We start from the raw sequence: 14,535 nt of genomic DNA, 5'->3' as shown, positions 1-14,535 counted from the left end.
GTTCGCACCGCCCGATTTCCGTGGCGCTCACGCCGCGTGTCGCGCCCTCACCCCGAGCCGCTCGACGAGACGGGTCCAGGCTTCGACGAACCGGGCGAGATCGCCCTCCGTCGTGGACCACCCGAAGCTCACCCGGATCGCGCCTTTCGCGAGCGCCGGGTCGACGCCCATCGCCGCGAGCACGTGAGAGGGCAGCACCTTTCCCGACGAACAGGCCGAGCCCGACGACACCGCCACACCGGCGAGATCGAGGGCGATCATGGCCGTTTCGGCACTGACGCCTTCGACCGCGAAGCTCACGGTGCCCGGCAGCCGCACGGCCTCGCGCCCGAAGATCACCGTCGCAGGACAGATAAGGTCCAATCGCCCTTCAAGCCAGTCCCTGAGACGACGAACTGCCCTGCCGTCCGCGACATGCTCGGCGATTTCCGCCGCCGCCGCACCGAAGGCGCCGATCAGCGCGACGGGTTCGGTGCCCGCCCGACGGCGCCGCTCCTGTCCGCCGCCGGTGAGGAGCGCCGCGGGCTCCGTATCGGGCGCGGCGAGCACGAGCGCGCCGACGCCCTGGGGGCCGCCGATCTTGTGCGCCGAGACCGTGAGATAATCCGCGCCGATCGCGGCAGCGGACACGGGGATCTTTCCGACCGCCTGCACTGCGTCGACGTGGAAGAGTCCGCCGGCGGCCTTGACCAGGGCGGCCGCCTCGGCGACGGGCTCGATCACGCCGGTCTCGTTGTTCGCCGCCATCACCGAGACGAGGACATCGCCGCCGAACGCCGCGAGCCGACGCTCCAGCGCGGCGAGATCGAGCCGACCGGCGCCGTCGACGGGAAGCGTCTCGACATCCTCCGCCGCGAAGCGGCCACCGGCGAGCACCGACGGGTGCTCGACCGCGGAGACGAACAGGCGGCGCGCGCGGAAGGGCTTGCCGCCGACCTTATGATCCGGCGTGAGCGCGGTGGCGTTGGCCTCGGTGCCACCGCTCGTGAAGAGGACACGCTCGGGATCGGCCCCGACGAGCGCGGCGACCGAGCGGCGCGCACCTTCGACGAGATTGCGGGCGGCACGCCCTTCGGCATGAACGGACGAGGCGTTGCCGACGCGATCGAGGGCAGACACGAGGGCAGCACGCGCCGCGGCGCCCATCGGGGCACCGGCGTTCCAGTCCAGGAAGGCGCGTTCGCCCGACACCCCGTCTCTCTCCACCGCACTCGGCCCGCCGGATCCCGGCCCCACGGACACGACGCCCTCGATCCGAGGACTCCCGCTCCGCTCACCGCACCCCATATTGGGCGCGAAGGCCGGCTCTATCCCGTCGCGCTTGCAAATTCAAACGTAGCCGACGATAACCGGCCGCTGTCGGTCGACCGAGGGTCCGGTTCGCCGTTCCTCGGCCCTCTCAAAAGGGGCTGGGGCGTGGCGGCCCGTCGTGCAATCGGCGGCCATTCGAACTATTCTAACGGTCTCGGTTGTAGGGAGCGGCTCAGGTTCCGTCAAGGCGAGGAGGCCGAGGCGGTTCGGCCCGGACAGGCGGTCCGGCGAGCGAATCCGGGCGCGAACGAACCGGTTCGCGGCGGCGCCTCGACCGGCCACGGCGACGCCGACCGATCCGCGGCCGAACGCCATCCGTCCTGCCTTCGAGCCCCGGCCGCGACCGCCGCCCAAACATCGACTTTCAGGAGAGCGCATTCCCCCATGCCAGAGGTCATCTTCAACGGCCCGGCCGGCCGCATCGAAGGACGTTTCCAGCCGGCCAAGAAGCGGAACGCGCCGATCGCCCTCGTTCTTCATCCGCACCCGCAATTCGGCGGCACGATGAACAACCAGGTCGTCTATCAGCTCTTCTACATGTTCGCGAAGCGCGGCTTCGCCGTGCTGCGCTTCAATTTCCGCGGCGTCGGCCGCAGCCAGGGTGCGTTCGATCACGGCTCGGGCGAATTGTCCGATGCGGCGGCGGCGCTCGATTGGGTGCAGACCGTGCACCCGGATGCGCGGTCGTGCTGGATCGCCGGCTTCTCGTTCGGCGCCTGGATCGGCATGCAGCTTCTGATGCGGCGGCCGGAGGTCGAGGGCTTCATCTCGATCGCCCCGCAGCCGAATCTCTATGATTTCTCGTTCCTGGCGCCCTGCCCGTCGTCGGGCCTGATCGTCCACGGCGACATCGACAAGGTGACGCCGGCGAAGGACGTGCAGACCCTGGTCGACAAGCTCAAGACGCAGCGCGGCATCGTCATCGAGCAGAAGGTGATCCCGGGCGCGAACCACTTCTTCGAGGATCATGTCGACGTGCTGCTCGAAGAGTGCGCCGGCTATCTCGACAAGCGGCTCGGCGTCGCGACCAGCGCGGCCTGACGTCTCTCCGAGACCTCTGCAAAAGGCGCCCCCCGCGGGCGCCTTTTTCGTTTCCGAGCCCCGGTCAGGCTGCCGCGCGGCGGGGCGTCCGCACGAGGACGCCACCCAGCGTCGGCGCGGCGACGCCGGTGGTGCCGGGGAACGTGAGCGGCAGGCCCTTCAGCGAGCGGACGGCGAGGTAGCCGAACGCCTCCGCCTCCATCGCCGCCGAGGACCAGCCGAGCGCGTCGGCGGTGGTCGTGGCGACGCCGGTCGCGGCGGCGACGGCGGCGAGCAAAGTCGGGTTCCTCGCCCCGCCGCCGCACACGACGATGCGATTCGGGGCCTGCGGAACGAGGCGGAGGCCGGCGGCGACCGTCTCGGCGGTGAAGGCGACGAGCGTCGCCGCGGCATCTTCCGTCGACAAGGCGGCGACCGGCGCGCGGGAGAAGGCGTTGCGGTCGAGCGACTTCGGCAGCGGCGCTGCGAAATAGGGATGGTCGAGCAGCGCCGCGAGCGCGGCTGAATCCACGTGGCCGGCGGCGGCGATGCGGCCGCCTTCGTCCATCGGCCGTCCGAGCCGTTCGAGCAGCAGATCGTCGACGAGGGCGTTCGCCGGCCCCGTATCGAAGGCGATCAGGGTGCCGTCGGCACCGACGAACGTGATGTTGCCGACGCCGCCGAGATTGAGGAGCACGACGGGAAGATCGAGGCCCGCCGCCTCCGCCAGCGCCCGGTGATAGGCCGGCACCAGCGGCGCGCCCTGCCCGCCCGCCAGCATGTCCGCCGCCCGCAGATCGTAGACGACATCGATGCCGAGCCGCGCGGCGAGCGCCGGGCCGTCGCCGATCTGGATCGTCAGCGCACGCTCCGGCGCATGGAAGACGGTCTGGCCATGGAAGCCGACGACGTCGATGGTGGCGGGATCGATGGCGTGGTCGGCGAGGAAGGTCTCGACCGCCTCGGCGTGGACCTCGGTGACGATCCGCTCCGCCCGGGCGAGCGCGTCGGGACGGGCGGCCCGATCCGCGAGGCCGGCCGCCACGGGGAGCGCGGCGCGAATCGCCGCGCGCTCGTCGTCCCGGTAGGGCCGCTCGCCGGCGGCGAGGCGGCGGACGATCCCCTCGCCGTCCGTTTCGATCAGGGCGACGTCCACGGCATCCATAGACGTGCCGCTCATCAGCCCGACGGCGCGCACGAGACGGTTCACGGCTTGGGTCACGGTCAGTACTCCGATTGGACTAGCCACGCCGAACGATCGCCGCAGCTTGCGCCTCCAGAAAGGCATCGAGCGCGCCGTCGTCGATCCCCTCACCGCCGGCGATCGAGTCGTTCACCGTCTCGCGAAGCGCCTTCAGCTTCGTCTCGCGCTGTTCGAGCAGCCGAAGCCCCTCGCAAATGACCTCGCGTGCCGAGGTATAGCGTCCGGTGCTCACCGCACGTTCTATAAAACACTCCCAGCGTTCGCCCAGCGACACGTCCACTGCCATTCCCCATCCCGCAGTGACGCCACAATATCAGAAAATGTGCATTCGACTGCATAATGCGGCATTCGAGATCACGCTCGATGATCTCGAGTTCCGTTCACCAATGGCCTCCCGCCGCTTTTGCCGCTATAGAGCGCCGCGACACTCGGCGACCGCCCGGCCGCCTACGGAACGATGCCGATGACCAGTCTCAAGTCCGATTTCCTCAACGTCCTCTCCGAGCGCGGCTACATCCATCAGTGCTCGGACCTCGAGGGCCTCGACGCGAAGGCGAAGGCGGGGCCGATCACGGCCTATATCGGCTTCGACGCGACCGGATCGAGCCTGCACGTCGGCCACATGATCTCGATCATGATGCTGCACTGGCTCCAGGAGACCGGGCACCGGCCGATCACGCTGATGGGCGGCGGCACCACCAAGATCGGCGATCCCTCCGGCAAGGACGAGAGCCGCAAACTGCTCTCGAACGAGGTCATCGACGAGAACATCGTCGGCATCCGCAAGGCGTTCGAGCGCTTCCTGCGCTATGACGGCGGCGCGACCGGCGCGGTGATGGCGAACAACGCGGACTGGCTCGACGAGCTCCTCTACATCCCGCTTCTGCGCGACGTGGGGCGGCATTTCACCGTCAACCGCATGCTCACCTTCGATTCGGTGAAGCTGCGGCTCGACCGCGAGCAGCCGCTGACCTTCCTCGAATTCAACTACATGATCCTGCAGGCCTACGACTTCGTGGAACTGCACAAGCGCCATGGCTGCGTGCTGCAGATGGGCGGCTCGGATCAGTGGGGCAACATCGTCAACGGCATCGATCTCGGCCGGCGCATGATCGACGCCGACCTGTTCGGCCTGACCACGCCGCTCCTCACCACCGCCTCGGGCGCCAAGATGGGCAAGACCGCGGCCGGTGCGGTGTGGCTCAATGCCGACCTGCTGTCGCCCTACGATTATTGGCAGTTCTGGCGCAACACGGCGGATGCCGACGTCGAGCGCTTCCTCAAGCTCTTCACCACCCTTCCGCTCGGCGAGATCGCCAAGCTCGCGGCGCTCGGCGGCAACGAGATCAACGAGGCCAAGAAGGTGCTGGCGACCGAGACGACGCGGCTCCTGCACGGCAGCGAGGCGGCCGAGGCCGCGGCCGAGACGGCCCGTCGCACCTTCGAGGAGGGCGCCCTCGCCGAGAGCCTGCCGACGGTCGAAATCCCGGCCGCGGAGCTCGAAGCCGGGCTCGGGCTGCTGACGGCCGTGGTCAAAGCCGGTCTCGCCAAGTCGAACGGCGAAGTGCGCCGGCACGTCCAGGGCGGCGGCATCCGCATCAACGACAAGGCGATGGAAGACGAGCGCACCGTGCTCGGCACCGGCGACCTGACGCCCGAAGGCGTCATCAAGGTCTCCGTCGGCCGCAAGAAGCACGTGCTGCTCCGGCCGGTGTGAGGGGCCTGCTCTAGCAGGCCCGTCTCCTGAGGGGCGTCCGGCCCCTCCGTCGCCATGGCCGGCCTTGTGCCGGCCATCCAGGGGCCGCACACACTCGGCCGTTTGGTGTACTCCTTCGCACTCAATTGCGACGGAGCGACGCTGAACGCCCGATGGAGGGCGCCGAGGCTCGCTTCATAAAACTCTGTAATTAAAAAGAAATCCCCTCATCCGGCCCTATCGGGCCACCTTCTCCCCGAGGGGGAGAAGGGAGCGGCGGCGCCGGGACGCCAAAACGCATCCTCGCCGGTAAAGTTGCAAACGGGCGTTCCGACCCTGCCGAAACGCCCGCCTCGTCGTCAGATGTGGATCGCGCGGCCGTAGGCGTTGAGGACGCTCTCGTGCATCGTCTCGGAGAGCGTCGGGTGCGGGAACACCGCGTGGATCAGCTCTTCCTCGGTGGTTTCCAGGTTCATCGCGATCACGAAGCCCTGGATCAGTTCCGTCACCTCGGCGCCGACGAGATGGGCGCCCAGCAGCTCGCCGGTCTTGGCGTCGAAGATCGTCTTGACGAGGCCTTCCGGCTCGCCGAGCGCGATCGCCTTGCCGTTGCCGATGAAGGGGAAGCGGCCGACGCGGATCTCGCGGCCCTGTTCCTTGGCCTTGGCCTCGGTGAGGCCGACCGAGGCGACCTGCGGCTGGCAATAGGTGCAGCCCGGGATCTTCGACTTGTCGAGCGGGTGGACGTGCAGACCCTTGATCGCCTCGATGCAGATCACGCCTTCATGCTCGGCCTTGTGGGCGAGCATCGGCGGGCCGGCGACGTCGCCGATCGCATAGAGGCCCGGCACGTTTGTGCGGCCGAGGCCGTCGGTCACGATGCAACCGCGCTCGGTCTTCACGCCGAGCGCCTCGAGGCCGAGGCCCTCGATGTTGCCGACGACGCCGACCGCCGAGATCAGGCGATCCGCCGTGATGTCCTGCTTGGCGCCGTCCTTGCCTTCGATCGTCGCGGTGACGCTGTTGTCACCCTTCTTCACCGCGCTGACCTTGGTGTCGGTGAAGATCTTGATGCCCTGCTTCTCGAGGCGCTTGCGCACGTGCGCCGCGATCTCGGCGTCCTCGACGGGGAGGATCTGCGGCAGCACCTCGACCACCGTCACCTCGGCGCCCATGGTGCGGTAGAACGAGGCGAATTCGATGCCGATCGCACCCGAGCCCATGACGAGGAGCGATTTCGGGAAGGTGTCGGGCACCATCGCCTCGAAATAGGTCCAGATCAGCTTCTTGTCCGGCTCGATACCGGGCAGCGCGCGCGGCCGGGCGCCGGTCGCGACAATGATGTGCTTGGCCTCATAATCGCCGCCGCCGAGCGCGCCACGGGGCGCATTGTCGGCGGCCACGATGGCGATCTTGCCCGGCGCGGTCAGCTTGGCGCTGCCCCAGATCACGTCGACCTTGTTCTTCTTCAGAAGGCCGGCGACGCCCATCGAGAGCTGCCCGGCGACGCCGCGCGAGCGCTTCACCACGGCCGCGATGTCGAAGCTCGGGTTCGAGGCGGACAGGCCGTAGGCGCTGGCGTTCTCGATATAGTGGAACACCTCGGCCGAGCGCAGCAGCGCCTTGGTCGGAATGCAGCCCCAGTTGAGGCAGATGCCGCCGAGATGGGTCTTCTCGGCCACCGCGGTGCGGAAGCCGAGCTGCGCGGCGCGGATCGCCGTCACATAGCCGCCCGGGCCGGACCCGATCACGATGACGTCGTAGGCGTTGCTCATCTCAATCTCCAAGCCCTGGCACGCCTCCACACCAACCGGACGGAGGCCCCGCTCGGCCACCACCGTCTTCAGCGGCGACCAGGAGAGCGGGCGGGGAAAATTCGGTTCAGGCCGCCGCGGCGCGCCGTATCGGCGCCGCTCGCCGGCGATGACGCCCGCCGCGACCGCGCGGAGGGCGAAAAGGCCCGCCGCATCCCCTGAGCGAGGATGCGGCGGTGCGTCAGACCAGAAGGCCGAGCGGCTTCTCGATCGCCGCCTTGAAGGCCGCGCCGAGCTCGGCGCCGAGGGCGCCGTCGACCGCACGATGGTCGGTGGAGAGCGTGATCGTCATCACGGTCGCGACAGCGAGCTGGCCGCCGCGGACGACCGGGCGCTGTTCGCCGGCGCCGACCGCGAGGATCGTCGCATGGGGCGGATTGACGATCGCCGCAAAGTCCTTGACCCCGTACATGCCGAGGTTGGAGACCGCCGTGGAGCCGCCCTGATATTCCTCGGGCTTCAGCTTCTTGGCGCGGGCGCGGGCGGCGAGATCCTTCATCTCGTTGGAAATCGCCGAAATCGTCTTGCGGTCGGCGTTGCGCACCACCGGGGTGATGAGCCCGCCCGGCAGCGACACGGCCACGCCGATATCGACCACCTTGTGCTTCAGCATCCCGCCTTCGGTCCACGTCACGTTGGCATCCGGCACCGCCTTGAGGGCGGCGGCGAGCGCCTTGATGACGAAGTCGTTGACCGAGACCTTGTAGGCCGGCTTGCCGTCGACCACCGGGGCCGCGTCGTTGATATCGGCGCGCAGCTTCAGCAGCGCGTCGAGCTCGACGTCGAGGCTCAGGTAGAAGTGCGGGATCGTCAGCTTCGACTCGAGCAGGCGGCGCGCGATCACCTTACGCATGCCGTCGTGGGGCACGACGTCGTAGCTACCCGGCTCGAACAGCTTCAGCACGGCCTCGTCGGAGAGGCCGGTCGGCAGCGCCACCGGCGCGGCGGCCGGAGCCGAGGCCGAGGCGGTCGCGGCGGGCGCCGGAGCGGCCTTGGCGGTGCCGGCACCGGCGGCCGCCTCGATGTCGCTCTTGACGATGCGGCCGTGGGGGCCGGAGCCCTTGATGGCGCCGAGGTCGAGGCCCTGTTCCTTGGCGAGGCGGCGGGCGAGCGGCGAGGCGAACAGGCGTTCACCGTGACCGTTCGCGGCCGCGCCACCGTTCAGGCCGGCGCGCGGCTGGGCACCGGCGTCGTCGGCCTTGGCCGGGGCCGGCGCGGGCGTCTCGGCGGTCGCGACCGCCGACGGCACGGCGGCCGGAGCCGTCTTCGCCGGGGCGGCGAGCGCGCTCGCGTCCTCGCCTTCGCCGAGCAGGACCGCGATGCGGGCGTTCACGGCGACGTCGGGCGTGCCCTCGGGAACGAGGATGTCGCCGACGATACCCTCGTCGACGGCTTCCACTTCCATGGTCGCCTTATCGGTCTCGATCTCGGCGATGACGTCGCCCGACTTGACCTGGTCGCCCTTCTTCACGAGCCACTTGGCAAGGTTGCCCTTCTCCATGGTCGGAGACAGGGCCGGCATGAGAATGTCGATCGGCATATGGTCCCCCTCAGGCTCGAAGACCCGAGTTTCGCATTCGGAAAACCGCACGGGCTTCGCCGGGCTGGCCGCCGCCGCGCGCCCCTCTCGCGGGGTCGCGGGCGGCGGACGATGAGGCCCGCCGGCGAGCCGACCGGCTCAACGGTAGGTGACGGCCTTGACCGCCGCGATCACCTCGGCCACCGACGGCAGCGCGAGCTTCTCGAGATTGGCGGCATAGGGCATCGGCACGTCCTTGCCGGTGACGCGCAGCACCGGAGCGTCGAGATAATCGAACGCCTCGGTCATGATGCGCGTGGCGATCTCGGCACCGACGCCCGATTGCGGGAAGCCTTCCTCGATGGTGACGGCGCGGCCGGTCTTCTTCACCGACTCGACGACCGTCGCGGTGTCCATCGGACGGATGGTGCGCAGGTCGATCACCTCGGCGTCGATACCGAGGCCGGCGAGTTCCTCGGCCGCCTTCAGGGCATAGGTCATGCCGATGCCGAAGGAGACGAGGGTGACGTCCTTGCCGGAGCGGGCGACGCGCGCCTTGCCGATCGGCAGGACGAAATCGTCGAGCTTCGGCACCTCGAACGAGTGACCGTAGAGGATCTCGTTCTCGAGGAAGACGACCGGGTTCGGGCTGCGGATCGCCGCCTTGAGGAGGCCCTTCGCATCGGCGGCCGAATAGGGCTGCACGACGGTGAGGCCGGGGATCTGCGAATACCAGGCGGCGTAGTCCTGGCTGTGCTGGGCAGCCACGCGCGCCGCGGCGCCGTTCGGTCCGCGGAACACGATCGGACAGGTCACCTGGCCGCCGGACATGTAGTGCGTCTTGGCGGCGGAGTTGATGATCTGGTCGATTGCCTGCATGGCGAAGTTGAACGTCATGAATTCGACGATCGGCTTCAGCCCGTTGAAGGCGGCGCCGACGGCGAGGCCGGCGAAGCCGTGCTCGGTGATCGGCGTGTCGATGACGCGACGGGCGCCGAACTCCTGCAGGAGGCCCTGGGTGATCTTGTAGGCGCCCTGATATTCGGCGACTTCCTCGCCCAGGATGAAGACGTCGCCGTCACGGCGCATCTCCTCGGCCATGGCGTCGCGCAGCGCTTCGCGGACCGTCTGGGTGACGAACTCGGTGCCGGCCGGAACGTCCGGATCGGCCACAGGGGCGTGGGCGATCGGCGCGGCGGGCACGGAGGCCGCCGGCGCACTGACAGGCGCGGCGGCCGGAGCCGCTTCGGCCTTCGGGGCCGGCGCGGTGTCCTTGCCGTTCGCGGCCGGAACCGCGGAGGCGTCCTCACCCTCGCCGGCGAGCACGGCGATCGGGGTGTTGACCTTCACCCCTTCGGTGCCGGCGGGCACGAGGATCTTGGCGACGGTGCCTTCGTCGACGGCTTCCACTTCCATGGTCGCCTTGTCGGTCTCGATCTCGGCGATCACGTCGCCGGACTTCACCGTGTCGCCTTCCTTCTTCAACCACTTGGAGAGCTTGCCCTCCTCCATGGTCGGGGAGAGCGCGGGCATCAGGATATCGATCGGCATCGCCCTCTCCTCAACGTACGATATCGGTCCAGAGCTCGGACGCATCCGGCTCGGGATTGGTCTGCGCAAACTCGGCGGCTTCGTTGACGATGTCGCGGATCTCCTTGTCGATCGCCTTGAGATCGTCCTCGCTCGCCCACTTGTTCTCGATGAGGCGGTGACGCACCTGCTCGATCGGATCGTGCTCGGTGCGCATCTTCTGCACCTCTTCCTTCGAGCGATACTTCGCCGGGTCGGACATCGAGTGTCCGCGATAGCGATAGGTCAGCATCTCAAGGATATAGGGCCCCTCGCCCTTGCGGGCATGGGTGACCGCAAGATCGGCGGCGGCCTTCACGGCGCGCACGTCCATGCCGTCGACCGCGATGCCCGGAATGCCGAACGAGCGGCCGCGGTGGCAGAGGTCGGTGGTGGACGAGGCGCGCTGAACGCTCGTGCCCATGCCGTAGTGATTGTTCTCGATCACGTAGACGACCGGCAGGTTCCAGAGCTTCGCCATGTTGAAGCTCTCGTAGACCTGACCCTGGTTCGACGCGCCGTCACCGAAATAGGTGATCGAGACGTTGTCGTTGCCGCGATAGCGGTTGGCGAAACCGAGGCCGGTGCCGAGCGAGACCTGGGCGCCGACGATGCCGTGACCGCCGAAGAAGCCCTTCTCGACGGAGAACATGTGCATCGAGCCGCCCTTGCCCTTGGAATAGCCCCCGCGGCGGCCGGTCAATTCGGCCATGACGCCCTTGGGGTCCATCTGACAGGCGAGCATGTGCCCGTGGTCGCGGTAACCGGTGATGACCTGATCACCCGGCTTCAGCGCGAGCTGCATGCCGGTGACGACCGCTTCCTGACCGATATAGAGGTGGCAGAAGCCGCCGATGAAGCCCATGCCGTAGAGCTGGCCGGCTTTTTCCTCGAAGCGGCGGATCAGGAGCATCTCGCGATAGGCGGCGAGGTCCTGCTCTTTCGTGAACTCGACCGGGGGCGGAGGGGAAAGCTCCCAAGCCGTGGCGTCGGCGACGGGGGCCGACTTCTTGCTGGCGCGCGGCGCGGTCGCTGCGGCGGCCTTCGTGGACCCGATGTTACGTACTTTCGGCGCGTCGAGCGCGGTGTCGGAACCCTCTTCAGCGCTGCTGCGGATACGTTTCGTGGTCGCCGCGCCAGTGCGCGTCGTCTTGGCTACAGCCATGCAACAACCTCTCCGAACGTCCCTCCCAAGGGCGCGGCGGCAACCTTATCCGAGCGATATGGACAATCCAAGGCCGCGCAAATGCATAGCAGCCGCGCTGAAAGGACATTGTCCCTAAGCCGGCAATTCAGCAAAAGCGGCCGATTCAGAGCCCGGCGGTGGCGGCGAGCGGCTTGTGCAGGCTCGAGCGGAAAATGACGATATCGTCCGGATTGACCATGTTGAGCTGCGCCCGCGCGCGCTCGTCGAGCAGGTCCGGATCGATCGACTGGGCGCGCAGCAGCGCCACGCGCTTTTCGAGCGCCATGCGCTCCGCGATCACGCCGTTGCGCTCCGCCGTCAGTCGGGCGATGTCCGCCTCGATCTGCTCGCGCGCCCGCATCCCGAGATCGCCGGTCACCGCGTGGTAGCCGAAATAGCTCACCACGAGAATCGACATCACCGGGATGACGAGATGGCGGAGGAAGGAGCGCTTGCGCTGCCGGGTGGCCATGAGACTGAGACTCGAGACGGAAGACCGACGCCGCGGACGATGAGCCATCGTCGCCAAGTTCGCTTAACGAAACGTTTCCGTTACCCCGGAAATCCCACCGACACGGGGTCGGCGCACAGGCGTCACGCGAAGCGGTTGGTGCGCGGGAAGCCCGGCGGCGGCAGGCGGCCGGCAGCACCGCGGTCGCTCGTCCAATCCTTGAGATCGTCCAGGCTGCGGGTGTGGGTGCGCCCGCCCGCATCGATCCAAGTGAGACCGTCGGCGCCGGAGAACGTCTTGACGTCGGAAAGGCCGCCGTCCTTGTAGCGCTGCAGACGGACGCCGCGGCCGCGCGTCATCTCGGTGACCTGGGAGAGCGGGAAGATCGCAAGCTTCCGATTCTCGCCGATGGTCGCGACCATGTCGCCCTCGACCGCCACCATGAGCATCGCCGGCCACGCCTCGTCGACGCCGAGGACCTGCTTGCCCTTGCGGGTGTTGGCGAGGATGTCGTCCTCAGCGGCGACGAATCCCCTGCCCTCTTTCGAGACGATCAGCACCTTGCCGCCCGAGCGATGGAGCTTGACGTGGGCCACTTCCTGGCCCTGCTCCATGTCGACCATCAGCTTGATCGGCTCACCGTGGCCGCGCCCGCCCGGCAGCTTGTCGCAACCGAGGGTATAGACCTTGCCGCCGGTGGAAAGCACCAGGAGCTTGTCCGTCGTCTCGCCGCGCAGCACCCATTTGAGGGCGTCGCCTTGCTTGAAGGCGACGGTGGAGAGATCCTGAACGTGCCCCTTGAGGGCGCGGACCCAGCCGAGCTCGGAGACCACGATGGTGATCGGCTCGCGCTCGATCATCGCCTCGAGGATGTCGACGGTCGGGGCTTCCGGCGCCGCCGCGAAATCGGTGCGGCGCTTGCCGAGCGGCGTCTCCGATCCGTAGACCTTGCGCAGCACCTTGACCTCGTCGGCGACCTTCTTCCACTGCGCCTTCTCGTCGGCGATCAGCGCCTCCAGGCTCGCCTTTTCGGCGCTCAAGGCGGTGTGCTCCTTGCGGATCTCCATCTCCTCCAGCCGGCGCAGGCTGCGGAGACGCATGTTGAGGATCGCCTCGGCCTGCACGTCGGTCAGCGTGAAGGCCACGATCAGCTCGGCCTTGGGATCGTCCTCCTCGCGGATGATGCGGATCACCCGGTCGAGATCGAGATAGACGATGAGGAAGCCGTCGAGCACCTCGAGCCGGTGCGAGACCTTCTCGAGCCGGTGGCGCGCGAGGCGGACGATCACGACCTTGCGGTGGTCGAGCCAGTGCTGGATCGCCTCCTTGAGGCCAATCACCGCCGGCACCTGCCCGCCGACGAGCACGTTCATGTTGAGCGGCACGCGGACTTCGAGGTCGCTGAGACGGAACAGCGATTCCATCAAGAGGACGGGATCGACGGTGCGCACCCGCGGTTCGAGGACGAGGCGCACGTCGTCGGCCGATTCATCGCGCACGTCGCCGAGCAGCGGCAGCTTCTTCGCCTCGAGCAGCTCGGCGATGCGCTCGACGAGCTTGCCCTTCTGCACCTGGAACGGGATCTCGGTGACGACGATCTGCCAGGTGCCGCGGCCGAGGTCCTCGCTCTCCCAGCGGGCGCGGACGCGGAAGGAGCCACGGCCGGTGCGGTAGGATTCGCGGATCGAGCCGGGGCTTTCGACGATGATGCCGCCGGTCGGAAAATCCGGCCCCTTCACATGGGCGAGAAGCGCATCGAGGTCGGTCGCCGGATTGCGGATGAGCAGGAGCGCCGCTTCCGCGATCTCGGCGACGTTGTGCGGCGGGATCGAGGTCGCCATGCCGACGGCGATGCCGGTCGAACCGTTCGCGAGCAGGTTCGGGAAGGCGCCGGGCAGCACGACCGGCTCCTGTTCGGAACCGTCGTAGGTGTCGCGGAAATCGACCGCGTCGTCGTCGATGCCTTCGAGGAGGCGCGCGCCGACATCGGTGAGGCGGGCCTCGGTATACCGCATGGCGGCTGGGCTATCGCCGTCGAGCGTGCCGAAATTGCCCTGCCCGTCGACCAACGGATAGCGTACCGCGAAGTCCTGGGCGAGGCGCACGAGCGCGTCGTAGACCGATTGGTCGCCGTGGGGGTGATATTTGCCGATGACGTCGCCGACGACGCGGGCGCACTTCTTGAACGCCGCGGTCGGATCGAGCCGGAGCTGGCGCATGGCATGGAGAATGCGCCGGTGAACCGGCTTCATGCCGTCGCGCACGTCGGGCAGCGCCCGGTGCATGATGGTCGACAGGGCGTAGGCGAGGTAGCGCTCCTCGAGCGCCTCGCGCAGATCGACGCTCTCGATCGAGCCTTCACCGCCCGGCGGAATCACCTGTTTGCCCATGCAACCGGAATACCGGGAGAACAAAGAGGGGGCAAGCGAGGTTTGGCCACGCCTCCCACCGTGTCGCAGGCCCGAAACGGAACGGAGCGCCTGGGGAGCGCACTGGGTGCGAAACCGCGGGCCGGCGGGCGGACAAACCCCGCCCTCGACGCAAACCTGACCGCCGCCTAACCGCAGGATTAAACTTGCGACACATTCGCATCTAACCCTTCGACGCAGCTTGACCGCGATCGGTACCGGCGTATTCTCATCTTCATCGAAACGACGACGGGGGACACGAGAACATAGACTGCAAACACGAAATAGACAGGATGAAGAGAGGACCGGTATGCTGCGTGATCCCGTGCAATATACCAATCCTTTCTTGAAGAGCCG

The 14,535-nt window shown here is 68.0% G+C and carries 11 protein-coding genes; 2 read left to right on the top strand and 9 right to left on the bottom strand.

Annotation, left to right across the window (positions count from 1 at the left end):
- Positions 1-27: 27 nt before the first annotated feature.
- Positions 28-1,191 carry a cysteine desulfurase family protein gene (locus F0357_RS18475; RefSeq protein WP_312861659.1) on the bottom strand — a complete coding sequence of 388 codons (1,164 nt, stop codon included), beginning with the start codon at positions 1,189-1,191 and terminating at the stop codon, positions 28-30.
- 504 nt (positions 1,192-1,695) lie between these two features.
- Here F0357_RS18475 and F0357_RS18470 point away from each other — a divergent pair.
- Complete coding sequence (locus F0357_RS18470) at positions 1,696-2,352, top strand: alpha/beta hydrolase (protein WP_153485697.1); 657 nt, start codon at positions 1,696-1,698, stop codon at positions 2,350-2,352.
- A 64-nt stretch (positions 2,353-2,416) separates the two neighbouring features.
- Here F0357_RS18470 and F0357_RS18465 read toward each other — a convergent pair whose 3' ends face one another.
- A complete protein-coding gene (locus tag F0357_RS18465; protein ID WP_376767813.1) occupies positions 2,417-3,553 on the bottom strand; it encodes an anhydro-N-acetylmuramic acid kinase in 1,137 nt (378 codons plus the stop codon).
- Positions 3,554-3,572: 19 nt separating this feature from the next.
- A complete protein-coding gene (locus F0357_RS18460; RefSeq protein ID WP_153485689.1) occupies positions 3,573-3,821 on the bottom strand; it encodes a type II toxin-antitoxin system ParD family antitoxin in 249 nt (82 codons plus the stop codon).
- A 177-nt stretch (positions 3,822-3,998) separates the two neighbouring features.
- On the opposite strand from F0357_RS18460, the gene tyrS reads away from it, so the two are divergent.
- On the top strand, positions 3,999-5,252 hold the full coding sequence (tyrS, locus tag F0357_RS18455) for a tyrosine--tRNA ligase (RefSeq protein ID WP_153485679.1): 1,254 nt from the start codon (positions 3,999-4,001) through the stop codon (positions 5,250-5,252).
- A gap of 338 nt (positions 5,253-5,590) precedes the next feature.
- Here the strand turns inward: tyrS and lpdA are convergent, their stop codons facing one another.
- The 6 genes from lpdA to parC all read right to left on the bottom strand — a co-directional run bounded on the left by lpdA (position 5,591) and on the right by parC (position 14,160).
- Positions 5,591-7,006 carry a dihydrolipoyl dehydrogenase gene (gene lpdA, locus F0357_RS18450; protein WP_153485675.1) on the bottom strand — a complete coding sequence of 472 codons (1,416 nt, stop codon included), beginning with the start codon at positions 7,004-7,006 and terminating at the stop codon, positions 5,591-5,593.
- 220 nt (positions 7,007-7,226) lie between these two features.
- Positions 7,227-8,585 (bottom strand): pyruvate dehydrogenase complex dihydrolipoamide acetyltransferase, encoded by a 1,359-nt coding sequence (locus F0357_RS18445; protein ID WP_153485672.1) that lies wholly within the window; start codon positions 8,583-8,585, stop codon positions 7,227-7,229.
- A 138-nt stretch (positions 8,586-8,723) separates the two neighbouring features.
- Positions 8,724-10,115 (bottom strand): pyruvate dehydrogenase complex E1 component subunit beta, encoded by a 1,392-nt coding sequence (locus F0357_RS18440; RefSeq protein ID WP_153485662.1) that lies wholly within the window; start codon positions 10,113-10,115, stop codon positions 8,724-8,726.
- 10 nt (positions 10,116-10,125) lie between these two features.
- Complete coding sequence (gene pdhA, locus F0357_RS18435; RefSeq protein WP_153485653.1) at positions 10,126-11,298, bottom strand: pyruvate dehydrogenase (acetyl-transferring) E1 component subunit alpha; 1,173 nt, start codon at positions 11,296-11,298, stop codon at positions 10,126-10,128.
- 145 nt (positions 11,299-11,443) lie between these two features.
- Complete coding sequence (locus F0357_RS18430) at positions 11,444-11,791, bottom strand: FtsB family cell division protein (protein WP_153485642.1); 348 nt, start codon at positions 11,789-11,791, stop codon at positions 11,444-11,446.
- A gap of 122 nt (positions 11,792-11,913) precedes the next feature.
- Entirely contained in the window at positions 11,914-14,160 is a 2,247-nt protein-coding gene (gene parC / locus F0357_RS18425; RefSeq protein ID WP_153485638.1) for a DNA topoisomerase IV subunit A, read from the bottom strand.
- Positions 14,161-14,535 lie beyond the last annotated feature (375 nt).

Origin of the sequence: Segnochrobactrum spirostomi, assembly GCF_009600605.1 — a bacterium.
GTDB classification, from domain to species: domain Bacteria; phylum Pseudomonadota; class Alphaproteobacteria; order Rhizobiales; family Segnochrobactraceae; genus Segnochrobactrum; species Segnochrobactrum spirostomi.
Note: the sequence above shows the minus strand (reverse complement) of the source record. Positions and strands in the feature narration are given on the sequence as shown.

Excerpts from the sequence above, each read along its gene's own strand:
- F0357_RS18470 (WP_153485697.1), top strand. The coding sequence starts at position 1,696 with ATGCCAGAGGTCATCTTCAACGGCCCGGCCGGCCGCATCGAAGGACGT.
- F0357_RS18460 (WP_153485689.1), bottom strand. The coding sequence starts at position 3,821 with ATGGCAGTGGACGTGTCGCTGGGCGAACGCTGGGAGTGTTTTATAGAA.
- tyrS (WP_153485679.1), top strand. The coding sequence starts at position 3,999 with ATGACCAGTCTCAAGTCCGATTTCCTCAACGTCCTCTCCGAGCGCGGC.
- lpdA (WP_153485675.1), bottom strand. The coding sequence starts at position 7,006 with ATGAGCAACGCCTACGACGTCATCGTGATCGGGTCCGGCCCGGGCGGC.
- F0357_RS18445 (WP_153485672.1), bottom strand. The coding sequence starts at position 8,585 with ATGCCGATCGACATTCTCATGCCGGCCCTGTCTCCGACCATGGAGAAG.
- F0357_RS18440 (WP_153485662.1), bottom strand. The coding sequence starts at position 10,115 with ATGCCGATCGATATCCTGATGCCCGCGCTCTCCCCGACCATGGAGGAG.
- pdhA (WP_153485653.1), bottom strand. The coding sequence starts at position 11,298 with ATGGCTGTAGCCAAGACGACGCGCACTGGCGCGGCGACCACGAAACGT.
- F0357_RS18430 (WP_153485642.1), bottom strand. The coding sequence starts at position 11,791 with ATGGCCACCCGGCAGCGCAAGCGCTCCTTCCTCCGCCATCTCGTCATC.
- parC (WP_153485638.1), bottom strand. The coding sequence starts at position 14,160 with ATGGGCAAACAGGTGATTCCGCCGGGCGGTGAAGGCTCGATCGAGAGC.